Annotated in this window: 10 protein-coding genes; 8 read left to right on the forward strand and 2 right to left on the reverse strand. The window is 54.8% G+C overall.

The genetic code is table 11. The features are described from left to right. Positions 1–384 precede the first annotated feature (384 nt). A complete protein-coding gene (fhuE, locus tag J1779_RS10390) occupies positions 385–2,574 on the reverse strand; it encodes a ferric-rhodotorulic acid/ferric-coprogen receptor FhuE (protein ID WP_338019857.1) in 2,190 nt (729 codons plus the stop codon). A 530-nt stretch (positions 2,575–3,104) separates the two neighbouring features. Between fhuE and J1779_RS10395 the strand changes: the two genes are divergently transcribed. The 7 genes from J1779_RS10395 (at position 3,105) to J1779_RS10425 (ending at position 11,639) form a co-directional block, all read left to right on the forward strand. Continuing rightward, the gene (locus J1779_RS10395; RefSeq protein ID WP_056772543.1) at positions 3,105–4,010 is read left to right on the forward strand and encodes a homocysteine S-methyltransferase family protein; all 906 of its coding nucleotides are present in this window, start codon (positions 3,105–3,107) and stop codon (positions 4,008–4,010) included. 72 nt (positions 4,011–4,082) lie between these two features. Next, on the forward strand, positions 4,083–5,624 hold the full coding sequence (locus tag J1779_RS10400) for an ABC transporter substrate-binding protein (RefSeq protein ID WP_200930281.1): 1,542 nt from the start codon (positions 4,083–4,085) through the stop codon (positions 5,622–5,624). A gap of 91 nt (positions 5,625–5,715) precedes the next feature. Then, the gene (locus J1779_RS10405) at positions 5,716–6,654 is read left to right on the forward strand and encodes an ABC transporter permease (protein WP_217203799.1); all 939 of its coding nucleotides are present in this window, start codon (positions 5,716–5,718) and stop codon (positions 6,652–6,654) included. An 18-nt stretch (positions 6,655–6,672) separates the two neighbouring features. After that, a complete protein-coding gene (locus J1779_RS10410) occupies positions 6,673–7,497 on the forward strand; it encodes an ABC transporter permease (RefSeq protein WP_217203707.1) in 825 nt (274 codons plus the stop codon). Next, the gene (locus J1779_RS10415) at positions 7,494–9,092 is read left to right on the forward strand and encodes an ABC transporter ATP-binding protein (protein WP_217203708.1); all 1,599 of its coding nucleotides are present in this window, start codon (positions 7,494–7,496) and stop codon (positions 9,090–9,092) included. The genes J1779_RS10410 and J1779_RS10415 overlap by 4 nt, the downstream gene beginning before the upstream one ends. A gap of 252 nt (positions 9,093–9,344) precedes the next feature. Then, positions 9,345–11,015 (forward strand): methyl-accepting chemotaxis protein, encoded by a 1,671-nt coding sequence (locus J1779_RS10420; RefSeq protein WP_217203709.1) that lies wholly within the window; start codon positions 9,345–9,347, stop codon positions 11,013–11,015. 237 nt (positions 11,016–11,252) lie between these two features. Beyond that, positions 11,253–11,639, forward strand: a complete 387-nt coding sequence (locus tag J1779_RS10425) for a YebG family protein (RefSeq protein ID WP_217203710.1) — start codon at positions 11,253–11,255, stop codon at positions 11,637–11,639. Between the two features lie 92 nt (positions 11,640–11,731). Here J1779_RS10425 and J1779_RS10430 read toward each other — a convergent pair whose 3' ends face one another. Beyond that, entirely contained in the window at positions 11,732–12,364 is a 633-nt protein-coding gene (locus J1779_RS10430) for a M35 family metalloendopeptidase (RefSeq protein WP_122096625.1), read from the reverse strand. A gap of 343 nt (positions 12,365–12,707) precedes the next feature. Here J1779_RS10430 and J1779_RS10435 point away from each other — a divergent pair, with 343 nt between their 5' ends. Next, positions 12,708–13,601: a LysR family transcriptional regulator gene (locus tag J1779_RS10435; RefSeq protein WP_122096626.1), complete on the forward strand. Its 894-nt coding sequence runs from the start codon at positions 12,708–12,710 to the stop codon at positions 13,599–13,601. Positions 13,602–13,637: the final 36 nt, after the last annotated feature.

Here is a 13,637-nt window from a genome sequence, read left to right on the forward strand (position 1 = left end):
TATTTACACGGATTATGTTATTTAATTAATTATTAATAATATCTATATCATTAACGGACCGAAAAATATTTCATGGCGGCCGCATGAGATTTAATCAATTCAGGCATACATGAGAAATTTAAAAACCATCACTGTAAACATGACATATTACTCAGGGTAATATTGGTGAGTAAGTTATAATAAATAACTATTTATCTTAACAAAAAGTCATCACACATTGTTTTTGCGGAAGTTTTTGCGGAAGTTTTTAGCAGAACAGTATTAAGGAGGCTTGCAGAATTTGAACATCGGGATGAGGAGCAGGTGGCGTCAGGAAAGAGATTTTCAACACGTCGGCGACCGCCACATTGATGCTGCCGGTCGCCGTAATGTTACCTGGTGTTATCAGAAGCTGTAGTTTGCCGTCACCGACAGGTTACGCGGTTCGCCGTACACCACATACTGATTCACGCTGGTGTCGTACTCTTTATCAAACAGGTTGTTGACGTTCGCCTGCACCGACAGTTGTTTGGTGACCTGATAGCGGCTGAACAGGCTGACCAGCGCATAGCTGCCTTGTTCCGCATGACGGGTGCCATCGCCATCCGGGCCTGAGACGTCATCCCAGACGTGGGTCTGCCAGTTCACACCGCCACCGACCGTCAGATCCTGCAACATCGGTAAACGATAGCTTGTAAACAGCTTCAGCTGGGTGCGCGGCAGGTTCGGGTTCACCGCTTCACCATTTTCATCTTCTGCAATATAGCGGGTACCGCCGAAGGTCATCTGCCAGTTGTCGGTCACCGCGCCATTCACTTCAAATTCCACGCCACGGCTGACGGTGCCGTTTTTCCCTTCATAGGCGGCATCTGTCGAGCCAGGAATGGTACGGCCTGTGGCCTGGGCGACGTTATCCAGCTCGGCGCGGAAAATTGACACCGAGGTGGTCAGACGGCTGTTCATCCAGTCGGATTTCACACCGGCTTCGTAGTTTTTGCCGATGACCGGCGACAGGTACGCGCCATTGATATCGCGGTAAGTCTGCGGCTGGAACACCGATGTGTAGCTGGCGTAGGTTGACCAGTTTTCGCTGATGTCATACACCAGACCGGCGTAAGGCGTGATGTTGTTCTTCTCGATCTGGTCCGTCAGGGTGTGCGAATTCCAGTTGGTGTAACGCGCGCCCAGGATCAGGTGCAGCGGATCGGCGAGAGAAAGGCGGGTGGCGACATAGCCGGATTTCTGGCGAATGGTGTCTTCCTGCGACAGGCTGCGCGGGCTCCATTCGGTTTCCGGGAACTGGCCGTTAAAGTTATTAAAGTTACCCAGCTCTTCCGTGGAGATATTGGCGAAGGCGCTGTAATAGGTGTTCTGCTGCTTGCTGTAGCTGATTCCGGTCATCAGCTCATGCTCACGTCCAAACAGCTCAAAGGGGCCGCTGGCGAACGTATCCACGGAATCCACTTTACGCTTACCGGTGTTGTAGCCGGTACCGCCCACGACCGGATAACCGGCGTAAGAAGAGACGCCCGCGCCGGTGGTTTTATCGAAATAACCGTCGATATACATCTGTTTGCTGTCGATCAGCGTTTCGTTATGCGTGCCGTTCAGCGTCACCACCCAGCCGTTATCAAAGGACTGTTTGAGGGTGGTGAACAGTTTTTTGCTTTCTTTATTGTTGTAGGCCCAGTCCGGTGCGGAGTTAAACCCGCGACGGTAATTTGTTTTGCTGCCGTCTATGTACCAGCGCGGCATTCCGCCCCAGGTCGGGCTGTCGGCGTCGGTCTGCTGGAATTCGTAACCGGCGGAGAGCAGGGTGGAATCGGTCACGTCGGCATCTACTGCGGCATAGACGAACTTTTTGGTTGCGCCGTAACGTTCGACGTAGCTGTTATTGTCCTGATAACCGGTGATCAGACGGCCACGCACGTTGCCCGATTCACTCAATGGTGTGGACAGATCGGCAACATAGCGCTGTTTGTTCCAGCTGCCGTAGGTGGCGGAAACGTTGCCGGTGAATTCTTTGCTGTCGGCGTGTTTACGCACCATGTTTACCGACGCGGACGGGTTACCCGGCCCGGTCATCAGACCGGTTGCGCCGCGCACCACTTCGATACGTTCGTACAGCGCGGTGTCAGATTCGGCATCGCCCAGGTTCCAGCGCGGCTCAAACACCGTAGGAATACCGTCGGTCATGTAGTTATCGATGAGAAAACCGCGCGAGTAATACGTGCGGCGATCCATATCCGCGACGTTTTGTGTAATGCCGGTGGTGTTATTGAGTACCTGACCGAGCGTTTGCAACTGCTGATCCTGCATACGCTGTGTGCTGATGATGCTGACCGACTGAGGAATATCGCGCTGCGTCAGCAGCATTTTGGTGCCTGCGGTGGTGACGGGCACGCTGTAATCTTGCGCGGTGCTGCCGGTGTCGTTGCCCGTCTGACCGGTGACAACCACGGTATCGTCGGCGGCTTTCGGCGCGGCGGTTGGTGCAGCCTGCACGGAATGGATCGAAGAGGAAACAAAAACGGCAATAACGGAAAGCGAAAGCTTCCGGCCTAAATGGTTATTCCCCTTACGGGCTGATTTCACTGTATGACTTTCTGTTAAGGACGGCCCTGAAACGAACAACATTGTTATTCTCCAAACGATTATTTATTTTTTGATACTGCTTTTACGTCGCCACTGCTTTTATGTTTTATGTTCGCGTTACCGCCCGCCATTTTTCGCCAAACCCTGATAAACACCGGGATGGAGGGGCAGATAATGGGTGTGGACAATAAAGCGAATGAGAATAATACGCATTGAGCTTTCAGGTGTAAATAAATATAACAAAGGTAAAGTTCGTGGCGGAATTGGGAAAGGGCAGGGATAAGGCATAAATTTTATAATGATGATACTTAAGTGAAATATCAGTGCAGAAATGCCGGAGAACCGGCTTTTATCATTGCGTTCATTTATTTGCGCTTTGCATCGCATAGTTGCGATGAATGTTTTTTTGCATAGTTTAGCCATTAAGAAATCTAGACATCTAAACGTTCGTTTTGTAGAGTGGAGCCACCTCGCGGATCAACATCACGCAGCGCTTGATTCGGTTAAGAAAAACACCAGGTGACGACACAATGATCAGTAACATTAAAATCCTCGATGGCGGCATGGGCCGCGAACTGGCCCGCATGGGCGCCCCCTTTCGTCAGCCTGAATGGTCGGCGCTGGCGCTGATGGAAGCCCCGCAATTTGTCCGGGCTGCGCATGATGCCTTTATCGCCGCGGGTTCTCAGGTGATCACCACCAACAGTTATGCCGTCGTGCCTTTCCACATCAGCGAGCCGGTGTTTGCAGAGCAGGGCGCGGCGCTGATTGCGCTCTCCGGCAAACTGGCGCGTGAAGCGGCAGATTCGTCACCGTCTGCCGTGCAGGTCGCGGGTTCGCTTCCTCCGGTTCTGGGATCTTATCGTCCGGATCTGTTCGAACCGGTAGCCGCCAAAAAATTGCTGCGCGTGCTGGTGGATAATCTGACGGATTACGTCGATGTCTGGCTGGCCGAAACGCAGAGTTCTGTGGCCGAAGTGGAAGCCGTTCGCGAGGTGCTGGGCAATGACCCGCGCCCGCTGTGGCTTTCGTTCACCCTGCAGGACAACCTTGATGAATTCGGCAACGCGCTGCTGCGCTCGGGTGAATCAGTGAATGTCGCGGTAAACGCAGCATTGCGGGTGTCTGCGGGGGCGGTGCTGTTTAACTGCAGCCGCCCGGAAGTGATGGCGACGGCGGTCAACACGGCACGCGCCGCGCTGACGGCACAAGGTTCCGCACTGGATATTGGCGTGTACGCCAACGCATTCGAGCCTTCCGATAACAAACGTGGCGCGAATGAAGGGCTGAGCAAAATGCGTCAGGACACCGATCCTGCCGGTTATCTCGACTTTGCCAAAGACTGGGTGGCGCAGGGCGCCACCATGGTCGGCGGCTGCTGCGGCATCGGGCCGGAACACATTGCCGCGCTGAAACAGGCATTTACTAAACAATAACGCATAACAAAACGTCAGAACGTATTGACGACATTTGAGGGCGCAGGCCCTCCCTGACAGGGGAAAACCATGATTGATCGTCGTTCATTTATTAAAAGTGCGGGGGCACTTTCCATTGCGGCTGCCACCAGCTCCACGTGGCTGGGCAAAGCCTTCGCCGCTGAGGCTGAAAAACCGAAGAAGGGCGGCCACTTAGTGGTGGGCGTCGATAACGCCTCCAGCACAGACCGCCTCGATCCGGCGTTCTGGTTCGAAACCTACATGTATTTTGTCGGTTCACAGCTGTTCAATAATCTGGTGGAAATCGATGAAAACGCCAGACTTGCGCCATCGCTGGCCGAATCCTGGGCATCCGCTGACGGCAGCAAAACCTGGGTACTGAAAATCCGTCAGGGCGTGCAGTTCCATGATGGCCGCTCGCTGGGCGCGAAAGACGTGGTCTACTCCCTCAATCACCACCGTGGCGAAAAATCCACTTCACCGGTGAAGGGATACTTAGAATCCGCCAGCTCGATTGAGGCTACCGGCGAACATGAAGTGACGATCAAACTGAATGCGCCGGATGTCGAATTTGTCTGGCTTCTCAGCGCCGTGCATTTTGCCATCACCGCAGAAAACGAAAGCTTTGATAAAGGCATCGGCACTGGCGCGTTCATTCTGGAAAAATTCCAGCCGGGCGTCACCACGTTGACCAAACGCAATCCGAACTACTGGAACAGCGAACGCGGCCACGTCGATTCTGTCGAAACGCTGGCGATGAACGACTCAACCGCGCGCGTGGCGGCGCTGGTCAGCGGCTCTGCGCAACTCATCAACCGCGTGAACCCGCGTATTGTCAGCCGTATCGAACGGATGCCGAACCTGAAACTGGTGCGCGCCAAAGACAGTATGATTTATACCTTCCCAGGCCTGTCGAATCTGGCACCCTTTGATAACGTCGATGGCCGTCTGGCGCTGAAATACGCCATCGACCGTCAGCAAATCATCGATACCGTGCTCGGCGGTTACGCCAGCGTGGCGAACGACAACCCGATCTTCCCGTCGAACCGCTACTTCGCCAAAGACATTCCGCAGCGTCCGTACGATCCTGAAAAAGCCCAGTTCCACTGGAAAAAATCCGGCTTCAGCGGCCCGTTGACCCTCAACGTGGCGGATGCCGGTTTCCCCGGTGCCGTCGATGCTGGTCAGCTTTATCAGCAGTCAGCGGCCAAAGCGGGCATTAACCTGAATGTGGTGCGCGTGCCGGACGATGCGTTCTGGAATGATATCTGGCAGAAGAAAGCCTTTGTGTCGTCGAACTGGGCAAACCGTCCGACCGCGGATGCACTGCTTTCACTGGTATTCACCAGCCAGTCTTCGTGGAATGAATCGGCGTGGCACGTACCGGCCTTTGATGCGATGGTCAAAGCCGCGCGCGGTGAGCCGGACGAAGCGCGCCGCAAGCAGATTTACCACGACATTCAGGTCATGCTGGTGGATGAGGGCAGCGAAATCATTCCGCTGTACGCCGATGCACTGGACGGGTGTTCCACCAAAATCAAAGGGTTCACCTCTGTGCCGGGGATGCCACTCAGTGGCAACCGTGCGGCAGAGAAAGTCTGGATCGAAAGCTGAACCGGGTAAAATAATGTCAGATTTGTCCTCTCAAAAAGTGACACAACGGCCTGCGGGCCGTTTTTCGCACTCCCGTTCCGGCCTGCTGAGCATGGTGCTGGTACGCCTGTTTTACGGCGTACTGATCGTCCTCGCGGTGTCGGTGCTGATTTTCGCCGGTGTGCAGTTGTTACCGGGTAACGCCGCCACGGCGATCCTCGGCCAGAGCGCCACGCCGGATGCCATTCGTGAACTGAACCTGCAACTGGGGCTGGATAAACCGGCGATCAGCCGTTATCTGAGCTGGCTGTTTGGCATCCTGCACGGCGATTTCGGCACCAGTTTCTCCACCCGCGAAGCCATCAGCGGCCCGTTGTTTACCCGCCTTGGCAATACGCTGTTTCTGGCGGGCTGCACCGCGGCCATCGCCGTACCGCTGGCCCTGCTGATTGGCTTTATCTCGGTGCGCTTTCACGGCAGCTGGGTAGATACCCTGCTCAACGCCATCACCCGCGCCACCGTTGCGCTGCCGGAATTCTTCTCCGGTTATCTGTTGATCCTGATTTTCGCCATCACGCTGGCGTGGGCGCCGAGCAACAGTAGCATCACGGCGGACATGCCGCTGGCGGCAAAACTGTCGGCGATTTCCCTGCCGTGCGCCACGCTGGTGCTGGCGATCCTCGGGCACATGAGCAACATGACCCGCGCCGCGCTGATTGCCGCGCAAAGTTCTGCTTACGTGGACACCGCGCTGCTGAAGGGGCTGTCGCCGTCGCGCATTCTGTGGCGTCACGTTCTGCCCAACGCGATCGGCCCGATCATTAACGTCGTGGCAATCAATCTGGCTTATCTGATGGTCGGCGTGGTGATTGTCGAGAACGTGTTTGTGTATCCGGGGCTGGGACAGTACATGGTCGACAGCATCAGTAAACGCGATATTCCTGTGATGCAGGACTGTGCGTTGTTACTGGCGGGGATTTATATCCTGTTGAATTTGCTGGCGGATGTGATGGCCCTGGTTGCCAATCCGCGTTTGCGCCACAACCGTTAAATCTTAGGAATTGCTGCAATGCCCGCTTTCGCTTCACTCAGACCCGCCTCCGCTCTTGGCCTGCTGGTGCTGAGCCTCTTTATTCTCATCGCTGTTTTTGCGCCGTGGCTGGCACCCCATGCGCCGGATCAGACTCTCGGTATGTCGTGGGATTTGCCGGGGCCGGACGCCATTCTGGGCACCGATAATCTTGGCCGCGATCTGCTTTCGCGCCTCATCTGGGGAACGCGCGTTTCTCTCGGCGTGACTGCACTGGCGACGCTGGTGGCTTTCGCCGTCGGCTGCACCTTAGGCTTTATTGCCGGTCTGCGCGGTGGCTGGCTGGATCAGGTGATTTCACGCTGTAACGATATTGTGATGGCGATACCCACGCTTATTCTGGCGCTGATCGTGCTCGCGGTGCTGCCAAAAACCATTCTGGTGCTGACGCTGGTGCTTGGCCTGCTGGAATCTACCCGCGTGCTTCGGGTGGCGCGGTCCTTAGCGGTGGATATCAGCGTGATGGAGTTTGTTGACGTGGCGCGGCTGCGCGGCGAAAGCCTCGGCTGGATCCTCTGGCACGTGATTTTACCCAACGCGTTGCAGACGCTGATCGCCGAATTCGGCCTGCGTTTCATCTTTATTTTGCTGTTTCTCTCGGCGCTCTCGTTCCTCGGTTTAGGCATCCAGCCGCCGACCGCAGACTGGGGCGGGCTGGCGCGTGATAACAAAGACGGCATCTTGTTCGGCGTCTGGGCGGCACTGGTGCCGGGCGGTGCGATTGCCGTGCTGGCTCTGGCGGTGAACGCCGTGGCGGACTGGCTGATGAGCGGCACCACGCGCGTCTGGGGGAGAAAAGCATGAGCGGGAATTTACTGAGCGTCGACAATTTACGCGTGGTTTCACAGGGAAAAAATCCGCGCACGCTGGTGGATAATGTGTCATTCACCGTAAATCGTGGCGAAGTGCTGGGGCTGATTGGTGAATCCGGTGCCGGGAAATCGACCATCGGGCTGGCAATCCTCGGCCATTGTCGTCAGGGGATGCGCATCGAATCCGGCAGCATTTTGTTCAACGGTCAGGAGCTGACCACGCTTTCCGATCGCCGTTTACGTCAGGTTCGCGGGCGGCATATTGCCTACGTGGCGCAGTCTGCCGGGGCGGCGTTTAACCCGGCGATCACGCTGGGCGAGCAGGTGATAGAAGCCGCGCTGAAACATAAGGTGGCGGATCGCCGGCAGGCGCAGGCAAAAGCCCTCGAGCTGTTTGAATTGCTCGGTTTGCCTGAGCCGCAACAGTTTTATCAGCGCTATCCGCATCAGGTGTCGGGCGGCCAGTTGCAGCGCGCGATGATTGCGATGGCGCTGTGCGCAGGCCCCGAATTGCTGATTTTCGATGAGCCGACGACCGCGCTGGACGTCACCACGCAGCTCGGCGTGCTGAAAGCCATCCGCGACGTGATCCGCCTTTCCGGCGTGGCGGCGATTTACATCAGTCACGATCTGGCGGTGGTGGCGCAGTTAAGCGATCAGATCATGGTCCTGCAACAGGGTAAAACCGTCGAACAGGCGCCCACTCCTCAGTTGCTGACGCAACCGCAGCAGGATTACACCCGGCGGCTTCTTCATGCGCAGGGAGAGGTGAAAACGCCGCAAACCGGCGACGCACCGGCGGCCCTGACGATAAACAACATCAGCGCCCGTTATCATGCGCAGCCGGTATTGCGCAGTGTGTCGCTGCGTCTGCCGCGCGGGCGCACGCTGGCGGTGATCGGTGAATCCGGTTCGGGGAAATCGACGCTCGGCAAGGTCATTTGCGGCCTGCTCAGCCCGGAGTCGGGAGAGGTGAGCCTGGGGCAGGAGCGTCTGCCTGCGAATCTGCGTCAGCGCAGCCGCCTGCAACTGCGTGACGTGCAGCTGATCCATCAGATCCCCGACACCGCACTGAACCCAAAAGAACGCGTCGGCAGCCAGATCGCCCGCGTGCTGAGCTGTTTTTCCGATCTCAACCGCAGCCAGCGCGATGCCCGCGTCAGGGAGCTGCTGGCGCAGGTCGGCCTGCACGCTGAACTGGCAGAACGTTTTCCGGCCGCACTCTCCGGCGGGCAGAAGCAGCGCGTCTGCATTGCGCGGGCGCTGGCGGCAGAGCCAAAACTGATTGTGTGCGATGAACCGACATCGGCGCTCGATCCGCTGGTCGCGCGCGACGTGCTGGCGCTGCTGCGTCGCATTCAGCAGGACACCGGTATCGCCTATTTATTCATCACGCATGATTTACAGGTGGTGCGTGAAATCGCCGATGAAGTGGCGGTTCTGAAAGAGGGCGTGATTGTGCGTCAGGGGCCGGTGGCGTCGACGCTGGTTGAACCGCTGGATGAATACACCCGCGAACTGCTGCGCTCGGTGCCTGAAATGCGCGTCGGCTGGCTGGAAGAGAGGTTTGCCAGCGTTATTCTCTGACCTTAATCCTCCTCACACATCCTCCCTCTTTGCAGGGGAGGATGTGACCCCGCTTTGTTCAGTAACGTTATAAATTCATTCACCTCTTTTTACACTTTCCATTCTGCTGTGCGCCTAAAGTTCCCCTTATTTCTACCGATAACCCCTCTGAATTAAATAAGATATTTGAAAGTAGTTTCGCTATGTAATCGTCAATATTTTGAATTATTTTTGATGGTATTTGTTTTTTATAGTCAGGAAATAAGGGAAAAAATGTTCAATTTTATCAGCAATATGAAGGTAGGCGCTCGTCTGGGCGCCGCCTTCGGTCTGGTTGTTTTGTTATTAATCATCGTCAGCGTTACCGCCATCACCAAAATAAGCAGCATTAACGACGCCGTAGAACAAATTATCGGCGATCGCTATGTCAAAGTGCGTCTGGCTTTTGATGTTCGTGACAGCGTCAATTCACAGATTAAATTCCTGCGCGGCATTGTTATTGATATTAAAAACCCTGAGCAAAATAAAAATCGTTATTTGCAGCTTGATAGCGCAACTCAGGAAACGAATTCCTCAATGAATAAAATTGCCGCGATCCAGAGCACGGTGACCGGAAAACAAAAAATTCAGGTGTTGCAAAAGGCCGGTGAAACGTTCGAAACCGCCAAGCAGGAGCTGATCGCACTCACCCGCGCCGGGGATGTGGACGGCGCCAATGAATACGTGTTGCGTAAACTGACCACCTCGCAAAACGCGTTCTTAGACCTGGCGAACGCGTTCGCGAATTCACAGGACCAACAACTGCGCGCCGAAGGCAAACAGGCCGTCGCAGAGGGCGCAACGGCCATTCAGCTGACGCTTATCTTCTCCGTCATCGCCGTTCTGCTGGCGATGATCATGGGCTATTTCCTCACCCGTTCCATTACCCGTCCGCTGGGCACGGCGGTGCAGGTGGCGGAAAGTGTCGCCGCCGGGGATCTGACTACGGACATTCGCGTGACCTCCACCGATGAAACCGGCCAGCTGATGCAGGGGCTGAAAAATATGAATGAAAACCTGCTCAGGATCGTCACCGAAGTGCGTTCGGGTACGCAGGCCATCAGCAGTGCGTCCAGTCAGATTGCGGCGGGTAACCTGGATCTCTCTTCCCGCACCGAACAGCAGGCCAGCTCGCTGGAAGAAACCGCGTCGGCCATGGAAGAAATGACCGCCACCGTGAAACAGAACGCCGACAACGCGCGTCAGGCGAATCAGCTTGCCGCACAGGCTTCGCGTGTTGCCGTCGAAGGCGGTGAAGTGGTCGGGCAGGTGGTCAGCACGATGGAAGGCATTAACGTTTCCTCACGCAAAATTGTCGATATCATTTCTGTGATTGACGGCATCGCTTTCCAGACCAACATTCTGGCGCTAAACGCCGCGGTAGAAGCCGCCCGCGCGGGTGAGCAGGGGCGTGGATTTGCGGTGGTGGCCTCAGAAGTTCGCAACCTCGCGCAGCGCTCCGCCTCTGCGGCAAAAGAGATCAAAGTGCTGATCGACGATTCTGTGTCGAAAGTCGATAACGGCACGCAACTGGTGGCGAAAGCCGGTGCCACCATGGCGGAAGTGGTGTCCAGCGTGAAGAACGTGACGGATATCGTCGGTGAAATCTCCATCGCCAGCCATGAGCAAAGCACGGGGATCGAAGAGATCAACAAAGCCATCACCCAAATGGACGAAGTGACCCAGCAGAACGCCGCGTTAGTGCAGGAAGCCTCGTCGGCTGCGTATTCCCTTAACGAGCAGGCCGAGCGTCTGGCGGAGTCCATCAGCATCTTTAAAGTCAGCGCGGCGGGAGTGAACACGCCGGTGCGTCAGGCGCCGCCGTTGAAAAGACCGACGTTGCTGTCTCACCGCATGAATTCTCCGCTGGACAAAAGTGATGAAGGATCCTGGGAGACGTTTTAATTCCGGGTTGATCGTCTCTTTCCGATAAACCGCTGACGCCAGCCCACGGGCGTCAGAGGTTGCTCAGCCTCTGTTTCTTATTTTGATAGCCGCTTTTTCTCCCGCTGAAAACCTCTTTCATTGATCCCGCCGTATAATGCGCGCCATTAAAAATACGCATCAAAAATTTAAATGTATGATGTCAGCGTTACCCATTGTTGATATACTGTGTATAATTACAGTATAAGGAGTGAAATCATGGCTGTTGAAACAAAATTTGTGGTAGTCAGAAAAGGTGAAGAAAAAATGACATTTGCCAATAAGAAAGAAGCAGACGCCTACGACAAAATGCTCGACATGGCAGATACTTTTACTGACTGGCTGTTACAGAGCAACATTGAAATCGACGAAGCGCTGGCGGAAAACATCGCCATGCACCTCGCCGAGCAGAAAGACGCCGTTCAGCACATCCTGCGCACCAGCAAACTGCCTGAAACGGAAAGTGCCCCGGCGAACGTCGCAGCTCAATCAGACGTGACGGAAGAGGCTGATGCACAAGACGAGCATACCGAAGACGCGCAAATGGAAGAACAGCCGGAAGAAGCGGTAAAAACCAAAAAGGTACGCGCCGTCAAAGCGGCCTGATGACCTGACGATAACGCCCTGATCGCGGTTTCCCGCTGTCAGGGCGTTTTTGCGTGGGCAGGCGGGCGACGCGCACTGACACCGGGATCGGATCAGGAACACATCTCTATACAGAAACCATAATTGTCCGCGTTATGTAACGCGTATTGTGGATCTTTATCGCGTAAGTTTTTTGCCTCGTGGGCATATTTCTCGGCAGAGTAGTTGCCCGTTTTCCGGTTAGTGCCAATCACCAGATGAGAAAGCTCGTGTGCCAACGCAATAATCTGCACGCCGTTGTTATTCCGGTTTTTCATCAGATATTTCACCCGGTCATTGGTCTGTGCGGTACAGAATTTCCTGGTTAAATAAATGGCGGGAACACGTAAAGGATCATCGAGACGCCGGGAATAAGTATACGCAATCGCGGTGGGAATATTGGCAAGGGGATCAAAAGCAATCGTCAATGGCTTGGTTGAATTAACGAAGTTCTGTAATAACGTCAGCCTGGCCAGAAGTTCCGGTGACGACTCCATGTGCTTTCCAAACCAGCTTTGCCGCGCCCAGCGCGCTCTGGCGGTATCCTGAGTGCAATATTGCAGGCCTGCCACCACTGCATTCCATGCCTGCATAATCACTTCGCGCGGGGCGATATGTTCAATGACATCGTGGGTAATATGAGGAGTCATAAAAACCTTAATTATGTGAAGCGATCCCGCCTCGTTATCTGAATGGACGAGTAGCATACCTTTTTATTCAGGCTGTTTTTAGCCGGGCGTCGTTAATTCGTTATTCCGGAGGGCGTTATTTCAGAATGATATTTTTCAGGTTGGCGGAAACAATTCAATAAATATTTATGCCATCAATTATTTTTAATTCATATATTCTAATTTCGAATGTATTTTTTCATTATTACGGGCGCGGCATCACGGCTTTGCTTTTTCGCGCGCACCGACCTCTGTGGGTAAACCCACGAAAATCCTCATAAAAAACAAGCATAACATCGCCCTGCGGGGGTAAACTGTTTGCGTTCATGAACTGACTTCATGAGTGCCACCTTCTGCCGCCATGCTTTTTAAGGAATACGCCATGCTAAAAGAAAACTTCAATGAGCTTCAGGTCTTTCTGGTTGTTGCCAGAGAGAGAAGTTTTACCAAAGCAGCGGGTAAACTGGGCGTCTCGCAGTCAGCGTTAAGCCATGCGATTAAAGGGCTGGAAGAGCGGTTAAACCTTCGTCTTCTCACCCGTACCACCCGCAGCGTCGCCCCGACGGAAGCGGGAGAGAGCATTATTGCCTGTCTTGAGCCACGCCTTGCCGATCTTGAGCAGGAACTTGACACCCTTCTTCAGAGCAACCGCGCCCCGTCCGGCAATATCAGGATTTCTGCGGGTGAGCATGCCGCCCAAACTCTGCTGTGGCCAAAGCTAAAACCGTTCTTGTGGGAATACCCGGAAATTAATGTCGAACTGGTGGTCGATAACGGCTTCGTGAATATCGTCGATGGCCGGTTCGATGCCGGGGTTCGTCTGGGCGAGAGTGTGGATAAGGACATGGTGGCGGTCAAAATGGGGGGAGACATGCGCATGGTGGTGGTCGGCGCACCGTCGTATTTCAGCGATTACGGCACCCCGCGTACGCCGCATGAATTGCAGGATCACCGGTGTATTAACATGCGGCTGCCTACTGCCGGAGGCATATACCACTGGGAGTTTGAAAAAGAGGGCAAACCGTTGCGCGTGAGGGTCGAAGGGCAGCTGATTTTCAATCATCTGGCTGAAAGAATTGATGCCGTGTTGTCCGGATTTGGTATTGCCTGTGTGCCGGAAGATTTGGTGGCAGAGGCGGTTAAATCGGGAGCCCTGATCCAGATCCTCGACGAATGGTGCCCGTCATTCCCGGGCTATTACCTGTATTACCCGAGCCGCAAGCAGCACCCACCGGCTTTCGCCCTGATGATTGATGCGCTGCGCTACAAAGAATGAATGACCGGCGGAATCTGCGAGAAACCGCCGGTCAGA

It is taken from the genome of Rahnella rivi (assembly GCF_019049655.1).
Taxonomy (GTDB): Bacteria; Pseudomonadota; Gammaproteobacteria; order Enterobacterales; family Enterobacteriaceae; genus Rahnella; species Rahnella rivi.

What these genes read in the sequence shown, in the direction of transcription:
- J1779_RS10405 (WP_217203799.1), top strand. Translation starts at nt 5,716, where the DNA reads ATGGTGCTGGTACGCCTGTTTTACGGCGTACTGATCGTCCTCGCGGTG.
- J1779_RS10415 (WP_217203708.1), top strand. Translation starts at nt 7,494, where the DNA reads ATGAGCGGGAATTTACTGAGCGTCGACAATTTACGCGTGGTTTCACAG.
- J1779_RS10395 (WP_056772543.1), top strand. Translation starts at nt 3,105, where the DNA reads ATGATCAGTAACATTAAAATCCTCGATGGCGGCATGGGCCGCGAACTG.
- J1779_RS10435 (WP_122096626.1), top strand. Translation starts at nt 12,708, where the DNA reads ATGCTAAAAGAAAACTTCAATGAGCTTCAGGTCTTTCTGGTTGTTGCC.
- J1779_RS10430 (WP_122096625.1), bottom strand. Translation starts at nt 12,364, where the DNA reads ATGCTACTCGTCCATTCAGATAACGAGGCGGGATCGCTTCACATAATT.
- J1779_RS10420 (WP_217203709.1), top strand. Translation starts at nt 9,345, where the DNA reads ATGTTCAATTTTATCAGCAATATGAAGGTAGGCGCTCGTCTGGGCGCC.
- J1779_RS10410 (WP_217203707.1), top strand. Translation starts at nt 6,673, where the DNA reads ATGCCCGCTTTCGCTTCACTCAGACCCGCCTCCGCTCTTGGCCTGCTG.
- J1779_RS10425 (WP_217203710.1), top strand. Translation starts at nt 11,253, where the DNA reads ATGGCTGTTGAAACAAAATTTGTGGTAGTCAGAAAAGGTGAAGAAAAA.